At 66.7% G+C, this 17,204-nt stretch carries 12 protein-coding genes and 1 pseudogene; 8 read left to right on the forward strand and 5 right to left on the reverse strand.

Annotated features, from left to right (window positions below; all coding sequences use genetic code 11):
* Window positions 1-86: 86 nt before the first annotated feature.
* Both SHTP_RS29825 and SHTP_RS29830 read left to right on the forward strand, forming a co-directional pair.
* Window positions 87-1,436 (forward strand): PE family protein, encoded by a 1,350-nt coding sequence (locus SHTP_RS29825; protein ID WP_096371033.1) that lies wholly within the window; start codon window positions 87-89, stop codon window positions 1,434-1,436.
* Window positions 1,437-2,744 (forward strand): annotated as a pseudogene (locus SHTP_RS29830) (PE family protein).
* Window positions 2,745-2,767: 23 nt separating this feature from the next.
* Here SHTP_RS29830 and ppc read toward each other — a convergent pair.
* Window positions 2,768-5,575, reverse strand: a complete 2,808-nt coding sequence (gene ppc, locus SHTP_RS15205) for a phosphoenolpyruvate carboxylase (RefSeq protein ID WP_096371034.1) — start codon at window positions 5,573-5,575, stop codon at window positions 2,768-2,770.
* A gap of 69 nt (window positions 5,576-5,644) precedes the next feature.
* Here ppc and secG point away from each other — a divergent pair, with 69 nt between their 5' ends.
* Both secG and SHTP_RS15215 read left to right on the forward strand, forming a co-directional pair.
* The gene (gene secG, locus SHTP_RS15210; protein ID WP_011739926.1) at window positions 5,645-5,878 is read left to right on the forward strand and encodes a preprotein translocase subunit SecG; all 234 of its coding nucleotides are present in this window, start codon (window positions 5,645-5,647) and stop codon (window positions 5,876-5,878) included.
* Between the two features lie 156 nt (window positions 5,879-6,034).
* Complete coding sequence (locus SHTP_RS15215; protein WP_096371035.1) at window positions 6,035-6,379, forward strand: hypothetical protein; 345 nt, start codon at window positions 6,035-6,037, stop codon at window positions 6,377-6,379.
* A gap of 33 nt (window positions 6,380-6,412) precedes the next feature.
* Here the strand turns inward: SHTP_RS15215 and SHTP_RS15220 are convergent, their stop codons facing one another.
* Window positions 6,413-7,288 (reverse strand): GntR family transcriptional regulator, encoded by an 876-nt coding sequence (locus SHTP_RS15220; protein ID WP_231991650.1) that lies wholly within the window; start codon window positions 7,286-7,288, stop codon window positions 6,413-6,415.
* 263 nt (window positions 7,289-7,551) lie between these two features.
* Between SHTP_RS15220 and SHTP_RS15225 the strand changes: the two genes are divergently transcribed.
* From SHTP_RS15225 to SHTP_RS15235, 3 genes are read left to right on the forward strand one after another with little or no spacing between them, the layout of a single operon-like run.
* On the forward strand, window positions 7,552-8,754 hold the full coding sequence (locus tag SHTP_RS15225) for an ISAs1-like element IS2404/ISMul1 family transposase (RefSeq protein ID WP_420873012.1): 1,203 nt from the start codon (window positions 7,552-7,554) through the stop codon (window positions 8,752-8,754).
* A gap of 39 nt (window positions 8,755-8,793) precedes the next feature.
* Window positions 8,794-10,137: an APC family permease gene (locus tag SHTP_RS15230; RefSeq protein WP_096372497.1), complete on the forward strand. Its 1,344-nt coding sequence runs from the start codon at window positions 8,794-8,796 to the stop codon at window positions 10,135-10,137.
* The gene (locus SHTP_RS15235) at window positions 10,134-13,073 is read left to right on the forward strand and encodes an aminotransferase (protein ID WP_096371037.1); all 2,940 of its coding nucleotides are present in this window, start codon (window positions 10,134-10,136) and stop codon (window positions 13,071-13,073) included. Before SHTP_RS15230 ends, SHTP_RS15235 begins: the two co-directional genes overlap by 4 nt.
* 44 nt (window positions 13,074-13,117) lie before the next feature.
* Here SHTP_RS15235 and tpiA read toward each other — a convergent pair whose 3' ends face one another.
* The 3 genes from tpiA to gap are packed head-to-tail and all read right to left on the reverse strand — an operon-like array spanning window position 13,118 to window position 16,182.
* Window positions 13,118-13,903 carry a triose-phosphate isomerase gene (gene tpiA, locus SHTP_RS15240; RefSeq protein WP_096371038.1) on the reverse strand — a complete coding sequence of 262 codons (786 nt, stop codon included), beginning with the start codon at window positions 13,901-13,903 and terminating at the stop codon, window positions 13,118-13,120.
* Window positions 13,900-15,150, reverse strand: a complete 1,251-nt coding sequence (locus SHTP_RS15245) for a phosphoglycerate kinase (RefSeq protein WP_096371039.1) — start codon at window positions 15,148-15,150, stop codon at window positions 13,900-13,902. Before SHTP_RS15245 ends, tpiA begins: the two co-directional genes overlap by 4 nt.
* Window positions 15,151-15,162: 12 nt before the next feature.
* The gene (gap, locus tag SHTP_RS15250; RefSeq protein ID WP_096371040.1) at window positions 15,163-16,182 is read right to left on the reverse strand and encodes a type I glyceraldehyde-3-phosphate dehydrogenase; all 1,020 of its coding nucleotides are present in this window, start codon (window positions 16,180-16,182) and stop codon (window positions 15,163-15,165) included.
* Window positions 16,183-16,525: 343 nt separating this feature from the next.
* Here gap and SHTP_RS15255 point away from each other — a divergent pair, with 343 nt between their 5' ends.
* Entirely contained in the window at window positions 16,526-17,203 is a 678-nt protein-coding gene (locus tag SHTP_RS15255) for a beta-xylosidase (RefSeq protein ID WP_172900553.1), read from the forward strand.
* Window position 17,204: the final 1 nt, after the last annotated feature.

Consider the following 17,204-nt stretch of genomic DNA (forward strand, 5'->3'; position numbering starts at 1 on the left):
CCAGGTTTGGGCCGTTCCGGCAAATTAGTGCGGACCGGTCACGCCAATTCGGCATTTGGCCGGGAAAAACTGCATACACTGCGGCGATGTCGGCAGTACTAGTGGTGGCCCCGGAGGCGTTGAGCGCGGCGGCAGCGAACATAGCGGGAATCGGTTCGTCACTGGGTGCGGCCAATGCGGCCGCGGTGACCCCGACCACCACGGTGCTGGCCGCTGGCACCGACGAGGTCTCGGGGGCCATCGCAACCCTGTTCTGCGGCTACGCCCGCGACTACCAAAACCTCAGCACCCAGCTGGCCGACTTTCACCAGCAGTTCCTGCAGGCCCTCACCGGCAGCGCAAACTCCTACACGGCCGCCGAAGCCGCCAACACCAACCCACTACAAGCCCTCGAACAGCAACTACTCGCCGCGATCAACGCACCCACCCAAACCCTGCTGGGCCGCCCCCTGATCGCCAACGGCGCCAACGGGGCGCCCGGCCAAAACGGCGCCGACGGCGGACTGCTGTGGGGCACCGGCGGCACCGGCGACGCCACCCACCCGGCCGGCGGCAACGGCGGCAACGCCGGACTGATCGGCAACGGCGGCGCCGGCGGCACCGGCTACAGCCCGGCCACCGGCACCGGCGCCGGCGGCGGAGCGGGCGGCAGCGGCGGACGCGGCGGCTTCTTTTTCGGCGATGGCGGCGCCGGCGGTTCGGGCGGCTTCGGGGGTAGCGGCGCTGCGGCACCCGGGACTGGCACCGCCGGCACGGGGGGCGCGGGCGGCGACGGCGGAGCCGGCGGCTCCGCGGGCATGTGGGGCACCGGTGGCGCCGGCGGACAGGGCGGATACGGCGGCGACGGCGGAGCCGGCAAAGACGGTCCACTCCAAAGCAACGGCGGTAACGCCGGCCACGGTGGCGACGGGGCGGCGGGTGGAGAGGGCGGTTGGTTCTCCGGCGACGGTGGTGCGGGTGGCAGCGGCGGCCACGGCGGTCATGGCGGCAAAGGCGGTGCTGAAGGATCCGGATTCGGTAGCGGAGGTAGCGGCGGCGACGGCGGCGATGGCGGGGTCGCGGCCATGGGCGGGTCGGGCGGTTGGTTCTCCGGCAATGGCGGGGCCGGGGGCTCCGGCGGTAGCGGAGGCGACGCCGGCAACGGCGGCAACGGCAGTGGCCCCAGCACCGGCGGGGACGGAGGCGACGGGGGCAACGGCGCAGCGGGCGGTGTGGGCGCGACGCTGATCGGCAAGGGCGCAGCGGGCGGTGCCGGTGGCGGCGGCGGCACTGGCGGTGCCGGCGGCCATGGTGGCGACGGCGCCATGGGCGGCGCCGCGCAGCTGATCGGGGACGGCGGCAACGGCGGGGCCGGTGGCAGCGGGACACCCGACGGGTCCGGGGGCGCCGGTGGCACGGCCGGACGTCTGGCCGGTGCGGCCGGAACACACGGGTAGGTGTCGGTCGTGCTAGTGGTGGCCCCGGAGGCGTTGAGCGCGGCGGCAGCGAACATAGCGGGAATCGGTTCGTGACTGGGTGCGGCCAACGCGGCCGCGGCGACCCCGACCACCACGGTGCCGGCCGCCGGCACCGATGAGATCTCGACGACCATCGCAACCCTGTGATGCGGCTACGCCCGCGACTACCAAAACCTCAGCACCCAGCTGGCCAGCTTTCACCACCAGTTCCTGCAGGCCCTCACCGGCAGCGCAAACTCCTACACGGCCGCCGAAGCCGCCAACGCCAACCCACTACAAGCCCTCGAACAGCAACTACTCGCCGCGATCAACGCACCCACCCAAACCCTGCTGGGCCGCCCCCTGATCGGCAACGGCGCCAACGGGGCGCCCGGCCAAAACGGCGCCGACGGCGGACTGCTGTGGGGCACCGGCGGCACCGGCGACGCCACCCACCCGGCCGGCGGCAACGGCGGCAACGCCGGACTGATCGGCAACGGCGGCGTCGGCGGCACCGGCTACAGCCCGGCCACCGGCACCGGCGCCGGCGGCGGAGCGGGCGGCAGCGGCGGACGCGGCGGCTTCTTTTTCGGCAGTGGCGGCGCCGGCGGGGACGGCGGTGCCGGCGCTGGCGGCACCAGCCCTGGGGGCCAAAGCGCCGGCGCGGGTGGCAACGGCGGCAGCGGCGGTGCAACGGGGCTGTGCGGCACTGGCGGCGCCGGCGGCTCCGGTGGCGTCGGCGGCAAAGGCGGGTCGTCAGGCGCTACCGCTAGCCTCGGCGGGATCGGAGGCAGCGGCGGCGCCGGTGGTGACGGCGGGTGGATGTACGGCGACGGTGGGGCGGGCGGCGCTGGCGGCAAAGGCGGCACGGGCGGTCAGGGCTTGGGCATCGGCGGCATCGGCGGCGACGGCGGCGGCGGGGGCGATGGAGGCGCGGGCGGCAATGGCGGCTGGGTGGTCGGCAACGGCGGCATTGCCGGCGCGGGCGGCCACGGCGGCACTGCGGGCTCCGGAGGCCAGTCCAGCGGCAACGCCGACGGCGGTGACGGCGGCAACGGCGGAGCCGGCGGCACCGGCGGACGGCTGCTCGGCAGTGCCGGTGACGGCGGCGGCGGCGGAGATGGCGGCTTGTCCGTTGGCCCCCACAGCGGCCGCGGCGCGGGTGGCGGTGGCGGTGGCGGCGGTAGCGCGCTGCTGATCGGGAACGGGGGCAATGGCGGGGCCGGTGGCACCGGCTTACCGGAGGGAACCGGCGGCAACGGCGGCACCGGCGGACTGCTCTTCGGCACACCCGGGATGCACGGGTAGCCGTCCAGGGCGGCCAGCCGCGATCAGCCGCTGTTTCTTAGCGCGCTGGCCAGCCCGTTCATCGTCAGCAGAATGCCGCGCTGCACGGATTCGTCGTCCTCACCGCTGCGGTAACGGCGGAGCAGTTCGACTTGAAGGTGGTTGAGCGGTTCCAAGTAGGGGAACCGGTTGAACACCGAGCGCGCCAGGGCCGGGTTGTCGGCAAGTAGGTCGTCTTGTCCGGTGATCCGCTTGTACATGGCGATGGTGCGGTGGTGCTCGTCGGCGATTTTGTCGAACACCCGGCGCCGCAGCGTTTCGTCGGCCACCAGTTCGGAGTAGCGGGCCGCCAGTTCCAGGTCGCTCTTGGCCATCACCTGCGCCATGTTGGACAGCACGCTGCGGAAAAACGACCACCGCTGATACAGGTCGTGCAGCACCTGCAGCCGGTCGGCCTCACTTTCGGGACCCGCCGCTAGCCATTGCTCGAATGCCGAGCCGGTGCCGTACCAGCCGGGAAGCATCACCCGCGACTGGCTCCAAGCCAGCACCCACGGGATGGCCCGCAGGTCGGCGATGGAAGCGGTGGGTTTGCGCGAGGTCGGCCGGCTGCCGATGTTCAGCGCCCCGATTTCGCTGACTGGGGTGGAAGCCTTGAAGTACTCGACGAAACCCGGTGTCTCGTGCACCAATTCGGCGTAGGCACGTTGCGCCAATGCCGCCACCTCGTCGAGCACCGCATAGGCCGGCGCCGCCGTATCGCCCAACCCCTCGACGTCCAGCAGCGTCGACTCCAGGGTGGCGGCCAGCAGGCTCTCCAGATTGCGTCGGGCCATCTGCGGTTCGGCGTACTTGGCGGCGATCACTTCACCCTGTTCGGTGAGCCGCAACGATCCGCTTACCGCACCCGGCGGCTGCGCCAGGATGGCCTGGTAGCTGGGTCCGCCACCGCGGCCGACCGTGCCGCCACGGCCATGGAAGAGCCGCAGCCGGATTCCGGTCTTGCGCGCCGTCTCCACCAGCGCGAGTTCGGCTCGATACACCGCCCAGTTGGCGGCCAGATACCCGCCGTCCTTGTTCGAGTCCGAGTAGCCGAGCATCACCTCCTGGCAACCACCCCGGGCCGTCACCAAAGCGCGATAGAGCGGAAGATCCAACATCGCTTGCAGAATGGCCGCCCCGTTGTGCAGGTCCTCGATCGTCTCGAACAGCGGCGAGATACCCACCGGGCAATAGGGTTCCGACTCGGAAGCGTCCAGTAGGCCGACCTCTTTGAGCAGGACCGCGGCTTCCAGCATGTCCGATACCGACCGGCACATCGAGATGATGTAGTTGGGCACCGCGGCGGGACCAAAGGTCCAGACGGCGTGGGCGGCGGCCGCCAGAACGCCCAGTTCGCTGCGAGCCAAATCGGAAAGCTGCGCGCCATCGCGGATCAGCGGCCGGCGGGTGCTCAGTTCGGCCGCCAACAGCTCGACCCGCTCCGCTTCGGCCAGCGAGGTGTAGTCCGGGTGCACGCCCGCCCACGCGAGCAGCTCTCCGACCACCTGCTCGTGGACGTCGGAGTTCTGTCGCATGTCCAGGCCGGAGAGATGAAATCCGAAGACCCGCACCGCTTCACGCAGCCGGGCCAGCCGGTCGTCGGCCAACAACCCGGCGCCGTGGTTATGCAGTGAGGCATCGATGGTGTCCAGATCGGCCCGCAGTTCGGCCGCGGTGGCATATGGCGGCAACCCCAACTCCAGCGTGTGCTGCGGTTGCTGGTCCAGGATTTCGGCCGCGGTGGCGCTGAGCCGGCCGCGCACGACCTGCAAGGCGCGCCGGTACGGCTCGTCGGGGCGGGCACCCGCCGGACAGGCATCGGCCAGCGTGGCCAATTCGGGGGTGACGGTGATCAGTCGCGCCGACATCGAAAGCTCCTGCGCAAGTGCCGTCAGTTCGGCCAGGTAGTGCGCCAGCGCGGTGAAAGCGGCACTGCCGGTGGCCAGCCGAACCACCTCGGCGGTGACGTTCGGGTTTCCGTCCCGGTCCCCGCCGATCCACGAGCCCGGCCGCAAAATGGGTTCGGAAAGCAGGTCGGCATCGGGCCAGCGGGCTCGCAACGCATCCCGCACCTCGGCATTCACCTGCGGAATCACCTCGAAGAGCGCCGCCGGGTAGTACCGCAACCCGACCTCGATCTCGTCGGAGATCTGTAACCGAAACAGCCGGATCAGCGCGGTCTGCCACAACCTCAAGACCTGCCGACGCAATTCGACTTCGATGCCGCGCCCGTCGTCGGTTTCGGTGTGGCCTTCCGCGTGCAACCGCATCAACTGGGTGATCCGGTGCTGGGTCTCGAAAATGGTGCGCCGCCGGGTCTCGGTCGGATGGGCGGTGATGACCGGAGACACTAGTGCGCCCTTCAGCGCTTCGGCGATGGTTGCCGAATCCAACTGGGCCGCGTCAAGTTTCATGTACGTGGCGGCCAGACTGCTGTCCTGCGGCGGCTCACCGGCGGCGACGTGAATGCTGCGACGGCGCTCCCGGTGGATGTCTTCGGCCACATTGGCCAGCAACGCGAAGTGACTGAACGCACGGATGATCGGGATGGCGTGGTGGATGTCGATGCCCTCGAACATGCGCGCCATCTCGGCACGGTCGATCTCGGAGTGCCGCACCCGAAAGGCCTCCACCCGCGCCCGCTCCACCAACTCGAAGACCTCGTCACCGTTTTGCTCACGGACGGTATCCCCGAGGATGGCGCCCAGCAGTCTGATGTCGGCTCGCATTGGTTCGGTAGCCCCGCGGCCAATCCGGGTCCGGTGGACGTCGCCAATGGGCTCGAGTGCGGTATCGGACACCTCAACCATGTGTCCCAGTATCAAGGACCAACTCGCCCGGCGCCTGTTGTCGATCGGTTGTTCGGTAGGCTGCTGGTCATGGAGTTGGCCCTGCAGATCACCTTGGTGATCACCAGTGTGCTGGTGGTGTTGCTGGTGCTGCTGCACCGCGCGAAGGGTGGCGGCCTGTCAACGCTGTTCGGCGGCGGTGTGCAGTCCTCGCTGTCCGGGTCCACCGTGGTGGAGAAGAATCTCGACCGGTTGACCCTGTTCATCACCGGGATCTGGCTGGTATCGATCGTCGGCGTGGCATTGCTGATCAAGTACCGCTGACGCGGCACACCTCGGTGAGCTATCCCCACCAACCGGCGCCGTACCCGCATGATCGCCCCCACATCAGGCTTATCCGCCCGCACCGCACGGCTACGTCCAGCCGAGCCCGGGTTCCGGCGGAATCGCGGTAACGACTCAGTACTTCCCGCTGGGTTCATGTTGGCGCTGTTCAAGCCCAAGATTTTCATCAATGGCTTCGAGGTACCGGTTGCCGGTTGGGATCGTACGGTCGTGCCCGTGCAACCGGGACGGCACCGGGTGCACGTGCATGTGCCCTACTGGTTGCCGTCGCAGATCGGGCCGGCGGACACCCTGGTGGATGTCTACCCTGGGCACTTGGCCGAATTGGAGTACACGGCGCCGGTTTGGGGGTACAGCGCCGGGTCGCTGGGCACCCCGCCGCAAAGCTACAACGGCGTCGGAATCACCATCGCCGTGCTCACGATCGTCGCGGCCTTGGTGTTCGTACTGCCGATCATCGTGGCGTTGTTTCTGGCCTGACTCAGCGGACCCGCAGCACTGCAGCCGCTGCAGTCAGCTGGCGACAATCCGGATCAGGACGTCGCGATTGATCCGAAGATGTTCGGAGATTAGCTGCGTCGAACGTTGCTCGTCGCGGTCTCGAAGCGCCTCATACATTGCTTTGTGCTCACCGAATGCCTTTGCCGCATCGGTCTTGTACTCGCCCTCGCTGGCCTCGAGAATGGCCAGCGCATAGAGCATCTCGGCCTCGATCGCCGCAAAAAAGCGATCCACGCGCGGGCTGTCGAGGAGGCCGATGATTGCCGCGTGGAAGTCAAGGTCAGACTTGACGATCAGCCCGGAATCGGTCCCCCGCGAGGCCTGCTCCAGCCGGCCAAGCGCCTCGGTCAGGCGGTGGAATCGGTACCCGGAATCCACCTCGCCTGCCCTACACCACCGTTTTGCGGCATCGAGTTCGAGGACCTCGCGCGACCGGTACATATCGGTGATGTCTTCAGCACTGAAGTCGACCACGGTCGAGCCCTTGTGCCGCTGATGGCGAACCAGCCCGTTGGACTCCAATACCCGAAGCGCATCTCGAACCGTGCGACGAGACACCTGATACCGGTCGGCAATCAATTCTTCGCGCAGCGGCGCACCGCGCTTTGCCTCGCCGGACAGGATCGACTCCTGGATCAGATCCGCGACCTGTTCGCCGATGGTGCCGCGCGCCGGTAACCGCCCGCACGTCTGATCTGGACTATCCGCCCTTGGGATCACCACCGCTTCTTCCTCGAGCATTCGTCGTTTCAAAACATTGTTACCACGACGGTTTACACCGCCAATGAGCACGCGCCCGGCGGCCGGCCGAAGTCTTCGGTTCGCGCTTACCGAGATCGGCGCGTATCGTCTACCGACGAATCGTATCATTGTGATATTGGTGATCAATCTTTCCTCGCAAATCTACACACCTCTAGGTGGGAGGCCAAGCATGCAAGACGGTTCGACGCAGTTGATCAGACCGGTGCCATCGTGAGTCAGCCCACAGGCGAACCACGGCTGCGCCGGCAGGGCTCCGGCGTTGTTGATTAGCAGGCTTGTGAGCTGGGTTGATGATCTTTGGTGCCGCGCTATTGGGGCCGGAGTGTAGGCACGGGCTATCTGGAGAACGATCGAGTTGGTTACTGTTCGTCGTTGGTCTGGAGTTGCCCGTGCCTACCGTTTCAGTATTGCCTGTGTCGTCGGTTCCAGAGGTGTTCGACCGCTGGAGTCCTGGTGAGCGCAGCGAGCTCATCGGATCGGAGTTTCTCGATGTGTTGGCCTCGGTGCCAGACCCGAGGGGCCCACGCGGTCGGAGGTATTCGCTGATGGCTTTGTTGGCGATCGCGGTTCTGGCCACTGCCGCGGGGATGCGCGGCTATGCTGGTTTTGCCACATGGGCGGCCACCGCTCCCGATGATGTGTTGGCCCAATTAGGGGTCCGGTTCCGGCGGCCCAGTGAGAAGACCTTCCGCGCTGTTTTGTCTCGGCTAGACCCCGCCGACCTCAACGCCAGGATGGGCAGTTACTTCACTGCACACGTGGCCAGCAGCGACCCCAGTGGATTGGTGCCGATCGCGTTGGACGGCAAGATGCTGCGTGGTGCTTTACGCGCCAAAGCGACAGCCACGCATCTCGTGTCGGTGTTCGCCCACCGTGCCCGATTGGTGCTCGGTCAACTCGCTGTCGCCGAGAAAAGCAATGAAATTCCCTGCGTACGTGCCCTGCTCACGCTGCTGCCGGGTAGCTTGCGGTGGCTGGTCACCGTGGATGCGATGCATACCCAGGTCGTCACCGCGAAGTTGATCTGCGCCACCTTGAAGTCGCACTACCTGATGATCGTCAAGTCCAACCAAGCCAAAATACTTGCGCGTATCACCGCGCTGCCCTGGGCCGAGGTGCCCGCAGCCGCTACCGACGACTCCCGCGGCCACGGCCGTGTCGAGACCCGCACCCTGCAAATCATCACCGCTGCACGAGGAATCGGCTTCCCCTACGCAAAACAAATCATCCGGATCACTCGTGAACGCTTGATCACCGCCACCGACCAGCGCAGCATGGAGGTGGTCTATGCCATCTGCAGCCTGCCGTTCGAGCACGCCCGCCCTACCGCGATCATGACCTGGATGCGTCAACACTGGGGAATCGAGAACAGCCTGCACTGGATACGCGACGTCACCTTCGACGAAGACCGTCAAAGGGCACATACCGGAAACGGCGCACAGGTCCTAGCAACGCTACGCAACACCGCGATCAATCTGCACCGCCTCAACGGCGCCGACAACATCGCCGAAGCCTGCCGGATCACCGCTTTGACCGCCAACCGCCGCCTAGACCTCCTCAATCCACAATTCCCCAGCTCACAAGCCTGCTAATCAACAACGCCGGAGTCCTGGCTGCGCCGGGCGTTGGGCGTGGCCGGGCTGGTTGCATTCGGCTTGGCCTACATCGACCCGCTCGCCATGTTCGACACATTCGGCGTCGTCAGCCAAACGACGCACGGCCACGTGCCGACCGCCTACGTCGTGACATTTGTTGCGATGCTGTTCACCGCCGCAAGCTACGCCGTGCTCGTCCAAGCCTACCCCAGCGCCGGGAGCGCCTACACTTTCGCGCGCCGCTCCTTCGGCGGCAACGTCGGCTTTCTGACCGGCTGGGCATTGATGCTCGACTACCTGCTGTTGCCCCTGGTAAACTACCTATTGATCGGGATCTACCTCAACGCGCAGTTCCCCGCCGTCCCGGCGCCCGTCTTCTGCTTGGCCGCAATCGCCTTGGTCACCACCGTCAACATTGTCGGCGTCGTCATCATGAACCGCCTCAACTTCGCGCTCGTCGGTTTGCAGCTGGCGTTCGTCCTGGTCTTCATCACGGTGTCGCTGCTGTACCTGCGCGACCACCCGGACGCGTCGCTGCTACAGCCGCTCTACAGCGCCGGATTCCGCGGCGGAGACATCCTCGGCGGGGCGGCCGTCGTCGCCTTGAGCTTCGTTGGGTTCGACGCGGTGTCAACGATGGCTGAGGAGGCACGCAACCCGCGCCGCACGGTTCCGCTGGCGATCATCCTCACGGTGCTCATCGGCGGTGCGACCTTCTTGTCAGTCTCCTACTGTGCCACCCTGGTCGAGCCGGACTACCGCGCAATCACCACGCCAAACTCGGCCGCATTGCAGATTGTCGTCTCCGCCGGCGGCCATTCGCTGCAAACATTTTTTATCATCGCCTACATGTGCGCCTGCAGCGCCGCCGCGCTGTCATCGCAAGTCAGCGTCACCCGCATCCTCTACGCCATGGGACGCGACGGTGTGTTGCCCCGTGCGGTGTTTGGCCGGATCAGCCGACGATTCCGCACCCCGATCGGAGCGGCGCTGGTCGTCTCGGCAGTCTCCACGCTGGCGCTGATCGCGGACCTCGAGACGATGGCGTCGATCGTCAGTTTCGGCGCATTGGCCGCCTTCACCCTGGTACATCTCGCGGTCACCAAACACTTCCTGATCGATCAGCGCCGGCGCGGCTGGCGAAGCTGGGCGCTGTACGCGGCTATGCCTGCCGTCGGTGTGGTCCTCACGGGCTGGCTTTGGACCAGCCTGTCCGTCGGTGCCTTTGCCATCGGGTTTGCCTGGCTCGGGATCGGAACCAGCTACCTGGCCGTACTGACGCGCGGATTTCGCAAGCCAGCACCGACGGTGGATTTCGACGCCGACGCCGCGCCCATCCAGACCGAAATTGATCTCACCAAAGAAGGGACCCTGCAGTGAAACCCGTGAAAGCCCCGACGGGCTTCGACTTCTTCGCGCACCCGGAACTGCCGGGGCCGCCGGTCAGCGAACGCGATGCCGAGAAGTTTGTCGTCGAGAACTACGAAATCAGCGCTTGCGCCAGGAGTCTGGGAAGCCAGCAGGACGCCAACTTCTTGATGACAGATCCCCACGGCAACACGGTCGGGGTGCTCAAGGTGGCCAACGCGGTGTTCAGCACCGAAGAGATCGACGCCCAGGTCGAAGCCGTTGAATGGGTGGCCGAACGCGACAGCGCACTACGACTCCCCCGCGCCATCCCGGACCGCCGGGGCCAGCGCCACGCTCCCATGTCGATCGGGCAGGAAATGCTGGGAGTGGCCCGCCTGCTGACCTTCCTACCGGGCGGCGCCATGTCGCAGTCCGGATACCTCGCACCGAAGATTCTCGCCGGGATGGGCAATGTGACGGGTCGTGTCAGCCGGGCGCTTGCCTCATTCGAGCATCCTGGGTTGGATCGCGTGCTGCAGTGGAATCCACGCTTCGCGAGCGAGTCCGTCGATGCCCTCATCGGGCATGTAGCCGAACCCGCGGAGGCGCACCGCCTAGCGGTCGCCACCGCCACGGCGGTCAACAGCCTGCAGCGCCTTGACCCACAACTGCCGCGACAGGCCGTTCATCTCGATATCGCCGACACCAACATGGTGGGGTCCCCGGGCAGCGACGGTCGCCACCACCCCGATGGCGTCATCGATTTCGGCGACCTGACCAAGACCTGGGCGATCGCCGAGCTTGCCACCACCGTGGCCTCCTGCCTGTACCACGCGGGCGCCGAGCCGGCCACCATTCTTCCGGTCGTCGCCGCCTTCCACGCCATTCGTCCCCTCAGCAGCGACGAGATCGAAGCGCTGTGGCCCATGGTGATCGCGCGGGCTGCCGTGCTACTGGTCAGCGACCTGCAACAGATCGCCATCGACCCCGGCAACGAATACGCCGCCAACACCGTCCAACGCGAACGGGTCATCCTCGACCAGGCTCTGCTGGTGCCGGCCCCGGTGATGACCGGCCTCATACGCGACCGGCTCGGCATCGCGCAACCGCAGCACCACCCGCTCCCCAAACCGCACCGACCGATCATCGATATCGACCCAAAGTCCATTGTGAGATTGGACTTTTCCGTGGAGTCCGACGCGGCGAACCGGGGCGCCTGGCTCGATGGCGCCCTCGCCCACGAGCTGGCAGACTCCGCACTTTCATCCAACGCACTCGCCGCAGCGACGCGCTACGCGGCCACCCGCGCGGATTACATCGCACCGTTGCACCCACGAAGCAGCCCCGCCATCGCCACCGGCATCGATTTCTGGCTGCGCGAAGACACGGAGCTCGTTGCCCCGTGGGCCGGAGACGTCGTCGCCAGCACCGGGGCCATCACCCTACGCACCGACTCCCATGAGCTGCAGCTCACCGGCGCACAGCCGGTGCCGACTAGCGGCCAGCGGGTCCAGGCGGGCCAGCCCTGGGCCAAAGCCCCCTTTGGCCAACGCATTCACCTCGCGCTACGCCCGACCGACGCGCCCACCGCGCCCCACACGGTACGTCCCGAGTACGCACCTGGCTGGTTGGCCGTCACCGAAGATCCGGCCGCGCTGCTGGGCTTGGAGCCAGCCCCCTCTGATGGGCTCGACGTGCTGGAACGGCGCGCCGCCACATTCGCCGAAGTGCAGGAGCACTATTACGACGACCCGCCTCAGATCGAACGAGGCTGGCGGCACTACTTGCTGTCCACGGCGGGGCGAAGCTATCTGGACATGGTCAACAACGTCACCGTTCTGGGACATGCCCACCCAGGTGTGGCCGCGGCGGCGGCGCGCCAACTGGAGCGACTCAACACCAACTCGCGATTCAACTACGCGGTGGTGGTCGAGTTCTGCGAACGACTTACCCAGCTGCTGCCGGATCCCCTCGACACCGTATTCCTGGTCAACTCCGGTTCGGAGGCCGGCGACCTCGCATTGCGGCTGGCGATGGCGGCCGCCGGCCGGCGCGATGTCGTCGCGGTCGGCGAGGCGTATCACGGCTGGACCTACGCCACCGACGCGGTATCCACGTCGACCGCGGACAACCCCAACGCGTTGAACACCCGCCCGGACTGGGTGCACACCGTGGAGTCCCCGAACAGTTTCCGCGGAAAGTACCGCGGTGCCGGGGCGTCCCAGTACGCCCACGACGCCGTCGCCGCCATCGAGGACCTGGTGCAGTCGGGCCGTGCGCCCGCGGCATTTATCGCCGAAACCGTCTATGGCAGCGCCGGAGGGATGGCACTTCCCGATGGATACCTGGACGCGGTATACACCGCCATTCGTGCCGCGGGCGGCCTGACCATCGCCGATGAGGTCCAGGTCGGGTACGGCAGGCTCGGCAAGTGGTTCTGGGGATTCGAGCAACAAGGCGTTGTGCCCGATATCGTGGCGATCGCCAAAGCGACGGGGAACGGTCATCCCGTCGGCGCCGTCATCACCAGCAAGGCCATCGCGCAGCGATTCCGTTCGCAGGGCTACTTCTTCTCGTCCACGGGTGGCAGCCCGCTGTCGAGCGCAATCGGGATCGCGGTACTCGACGCCCTGAAAAGCGAACGGCTACAACACTATGCCCTGGCCGTCGGCAGTCACCTAATCGCCCGGATACGCAAGCTGGCCACCAAACACCCGCTGATCGGTACCGTCCACGGTTTCGGCCTCTACATCGGCGTCGAGATGGTCCGCGACCGCAAGACACTGGAGCCAGCGGCCGAAGAGACCGCTGCCATCTGCGACCGGATGCTCGAACTCGGAGTCATCATCCAACCAACCGGCGAGCGGATGAACATTCTGAAGACCAAGCCACCGCTGTGCATCGACATGACCGCGGCGGACTACTTCGCCGATACGCTGGACCGAGTGCTCACCGAGGGTTGGTGAGCACTCGGTGAGCACTCGCGGGACCGCTCGCCGTGACTGCCCGGTTACGGCAGCGGTCCCCCGGCGGCGATGGCCGCCAGCGTCGCAAACTGTTCACCGTCCAACGACGCGCCACCCACCAGGCCACCGTCGACGTCCGCCTGCGCGATCAGTTCGCCGATGTTCTTCGCGTTGACCGAGCCGCCGTAGAGCACCCGAACCGCGTCAGCGATCTGCGGCGAGGCCAGCGAACCAAGCTCGCTGCGGATTGCCGCACAGACTTCCTGGGCGTCGGCTGCGCCGGCTACCCGCCCGGTGCCGATCGCCCAGACCGGCTCGTAGGCGATGACCACCTTGCTGATCTGCTCTGCTGAAAGCCCGGACAGCGAACCGCGCAGTTGTTCGACGTTGTGCGCCACGTGATTTCCCGCCTCACGCACATCGAGGTGCTCGCCGATGCAGACGATCGGAGTCAGGTCGTGCTTGAGCGCCGCGGCAGCCTTGGCGGCCACTAGAGCGTCGTCCTCGTTGTGGTAGGTGCGCCGTTCCGAATGCCCCACGACGACGAAGCTGCAGCCCAGTTTGGCCAGAAATGCCCCACTGATGTCACCGGTATAGGCACCGGAGTCGTGCTGGGACAGGTCTTGACCGCCATAGGTCAGGCGCAGCTTGTCACCGTCGACCAAGGTCTGTACAGTGCGCAAGTCGGTGAACGGCGGAATGACCGTCACATCGACTTTGTCGTAGTACTTGTCCGGCAACGAGAATGCGATCTTCTGCACCAGAGCGATCGCCTCGAAGTGATTGAGGTTCATCTTCCAGTTGCCGGCGATCAACGGCTTGCGGCTCACGCGGGTCCTCCGCCCTCGGTTTGGCCGTGCTGGGGTCTACCGAGCACCTCGATGCCGGGCAGCGTCTTGCCCTCCAGGTATTCCAGCGACGCGCCGCCGCCGGTGGAAATGTGCGAGAACGATCCCTCCGAAATGCCAAGCGCGCGAACCGCGGCGGCGGAGTCACCGCCGCCGACCACGCTGAACGCACCCTTGCCGGTCGCCGCGACAATCGCCTCGGCGATGCCCCTGGTGCCCGTCGCGTACGCCGGGAATTCGAATACGCCCATCGGACCATTCCAGAAGATGGTCTTGGCGTTGGACAGCAGCGCGGCGAACCTCTTGACCGATCCCGGCCCGATATCCAAGCCCATCGTGTCGGCCGGGATCGCATCCGCGGCAACGGTTTGAGGTGGTGAATCGGCGGCGAACTTCTCGGTCACCACCACGTCGACGGGTAGCCGCAGCACATCGTGGTAGGTGTCGAGCAGCCTTCGACAGGTGTCGATCATCTCTTTTTCCAGCAGCGACGTGCCGACCGAGTAACCTTGGGCGGCAAGGAATGTGAAACACATTCCGCCGCCGATCACGATGCTGTCGGCCTTGGTTGCCAGCGACTCGATGACACCGAGCTTGTCGGATACCTTCGACCCGCCCAGCACCACCGCGTACGGCCGCTCGGTCGAACTGGTCAACTGCTCGAGCACGCGGATTTCATCAGCCACCAGCCTGCCGGCATAGTGCGGCAGCAACGTGGCGACGTCATACACCGAAGCTTGCTTGCGGTGCACCACGCCAAAGCCATCCGAGACGAAAGCACCTCCCGGGCTGACCAGTTCGGCGAGCTGCTTGGCGAAAGCGAGGCGCTCGCCGTCGTCCTTGCTGGTTTCGCGCTTGTCGAAGCGGATGTTCTCCAGCAGCAGGACGTCGCCGTCGGTCAGCCCTTCGGCACGAGCGAGCGCATCGGTGCCGACGATGTCTCCGGCCAACTGCACGTGCCGGCCCAGTTGCTCGCCAAGAGCCGCGGCAACCGGCTCCAGAGACAGCTTCGGGTCGGGCCCATCCTTGGGACGACCCAAATGCGCTGCGACGACGACCTTGGCGCCGCCGTCGAGCAGCGCCTTCAACGTCGGTACCGACGCGGTGATACGGCCCGCGTCGGTAATGACACCGTTCTCGTCGAGCGGCACATTCAGATCGGAGCGCACCAGCACCCCGCGACCCGAAACACCTTCAGCGAGAAGGTCTTCAAGGGAATGGATGGTCACGGCTGCCGGAACCTAGAGGGACTTGCCGACCAGCGCGACCAGGTCGATGAGCCGGTTAGAGTAACCCCATTCGTTGTCGTACCAAGACACCACCTTGGCCTGGTCATCGATCACCTTGGTCAGCCCGGAATCGAAGATTGAGCTGTGCGGGTCGGTGACGATGTCGCTGGACACAATCGGGGCGTCGTAGTACTTCAGAATGCCCTTGAGTCTGCCCTCGGCCGCGGCTTTGAACGCCGCGTTGATCTCTTCGGCGGTCGCGGCCTTGGCCAATTCCGCGGCCAGGTCGGTCACCGAACCGGTCGGGATCGGCACCCGCAGCGCGTAACCGTCGAGCTTGCCCTTGAGCTCGGGCATCACCAGACCGATGGCTTTGGCGGCGCCGGTAGAAGTCGGCACGATGTTGAGCGCGGCGGCCCGGGCACGACGCAAGTCCTTGTGCGGCCCATCCTGCAGGTTCTGGTCCTGGGTGTAGGCGTGGATGGTGGTCATCAGGCCCTTGACGATGCCGAACTCGTCGTGCAGCACCTTGGCCAACGGCGCCAGGCAGTTCGTCGTGCACGACGCGTTGGAGATGATGTTCTGGCTGCCGTCGTACTTGTCGTCGTTGACCCCCAGCACGATGGTGAGGTCCGGGTCGGTCGCAGGCGCCGAGATGATCACCTTCTTCGCACCCGCGTCCAGGTGGCCCTTGGCCTTGGCGGCGTTGGTGAAAAGACCGGTGGACTCGACGACGACATCGACCCCCAGGTCGCCCCAGGGCATCGCCGCCGGGCCCTCCCGCACCTCGAGGGCCTTGATCTTCACACCGCCGACGACGATGGTGTCCTCGCCCTCGAGACTCACGTCCTGGGGCAACCGGCCCAGAATCGAGTCGAATTTGAGCAGCTGGGCCAGCGTCTGGTTGTCGGTGATGTCATTGACGGCGATCACCTCGATGTCCGCGCTGCCCTGCTGTTGTTGAGCCAATAAGGCCCGGTAAAAGTTGCGGCCGATTCGACCAAAGCCGTTGATACCTACCCGGACCGTCACTTGCCTCTCCCTGCCTTCCATGTCCGCCTAAAAGCGCCTTGCCCGTCAGCCTAGATCAGTGACACGCGTCACCGCCCTGCCGGTAACAACTGCCAGAACTCTGCGGCCGCGAAAGCCCAGGCGCGGCGCGGCGGGTTCGCCGGCCCCGGCGGACAGGGCCGGAAGGGGATTCGAGGGGAAACGTCACCATTTGGAAACGGCGCGGTGCGGCGCGGCGCGTGTATCGCGGCGGCCGCTAACAATTGTGCCGGTCGGCTAGACACGAGTGCAGTAGGACCATGCGGTGTTACTGCACCAATTGATTGCAGAAGTACCGGGCGCGAATAAAGAGGAGTCGGCGTTGATGACGATCTTTGATCGGTTCAACTTCAAGGTAGTTGCCTGCGCTGGGCTGTGCGGAGCCGCTATTGCGTTGAGCCCACAAGCGGCAGCTGTCCCGCTGAAAACCGACGGCTACGCGTGCATCCAAGGGATGGCGGGCGAAGGCGGAGCACCGGCGGCGGGCGGTCCGGCTGCGGCGGGCGGTCCAGCTGCGGCCGGCGGTCCGGCAGCGGCCGGCGCGACATGCGCGGCCAGCGCTCCCATCAATGACATGGCTGGTGTTCCGATGGCGGTGCCAGGGCCCATTCCGGTGCTTCCGGCTGGTGCGCCACTGATCGATCTCGGTGGGGCCGCGGCGGCCGCACCGGTGCCGATCCCGGCCGCCGCACCGGTACCCATCCCGGCCGGCGCACCCGTGCCCATCCCGGCCGGCGCACCCATCCCCATCCCGGCCGGCGCACCCATCCCCATCCCGGCCGGCGCACCCATCCCCATCCCGGCCGCCGCACCGGTACCCATCCCGGCCGGCGTTCCGCTGATCGCGCTCGGGCCGGTGCCCGCGGGCGTTCCGGCGGCCGGAGCTCCCATCATCGATATGTCGGGAACCGGCAAGGACGGGCCAATCGGTCCGGCGCCGGCCGGCGGACCTGTGGCGGGTCAGCCGGTTCAGCCCGGCCCGTCGGGTGCGGGAGCCGGCTGAG

The organism is Mycobacterium ulcerans subsp. shinshuense (assembly GCF_002355775.1).
Classification (GTDB): domain Bacteria; phylum Actinomycetota; class Actinomycetes; order Mycobacteriales; family Mycobacteriaceae; genus Mycobacterium; species Mycobacterium marinum.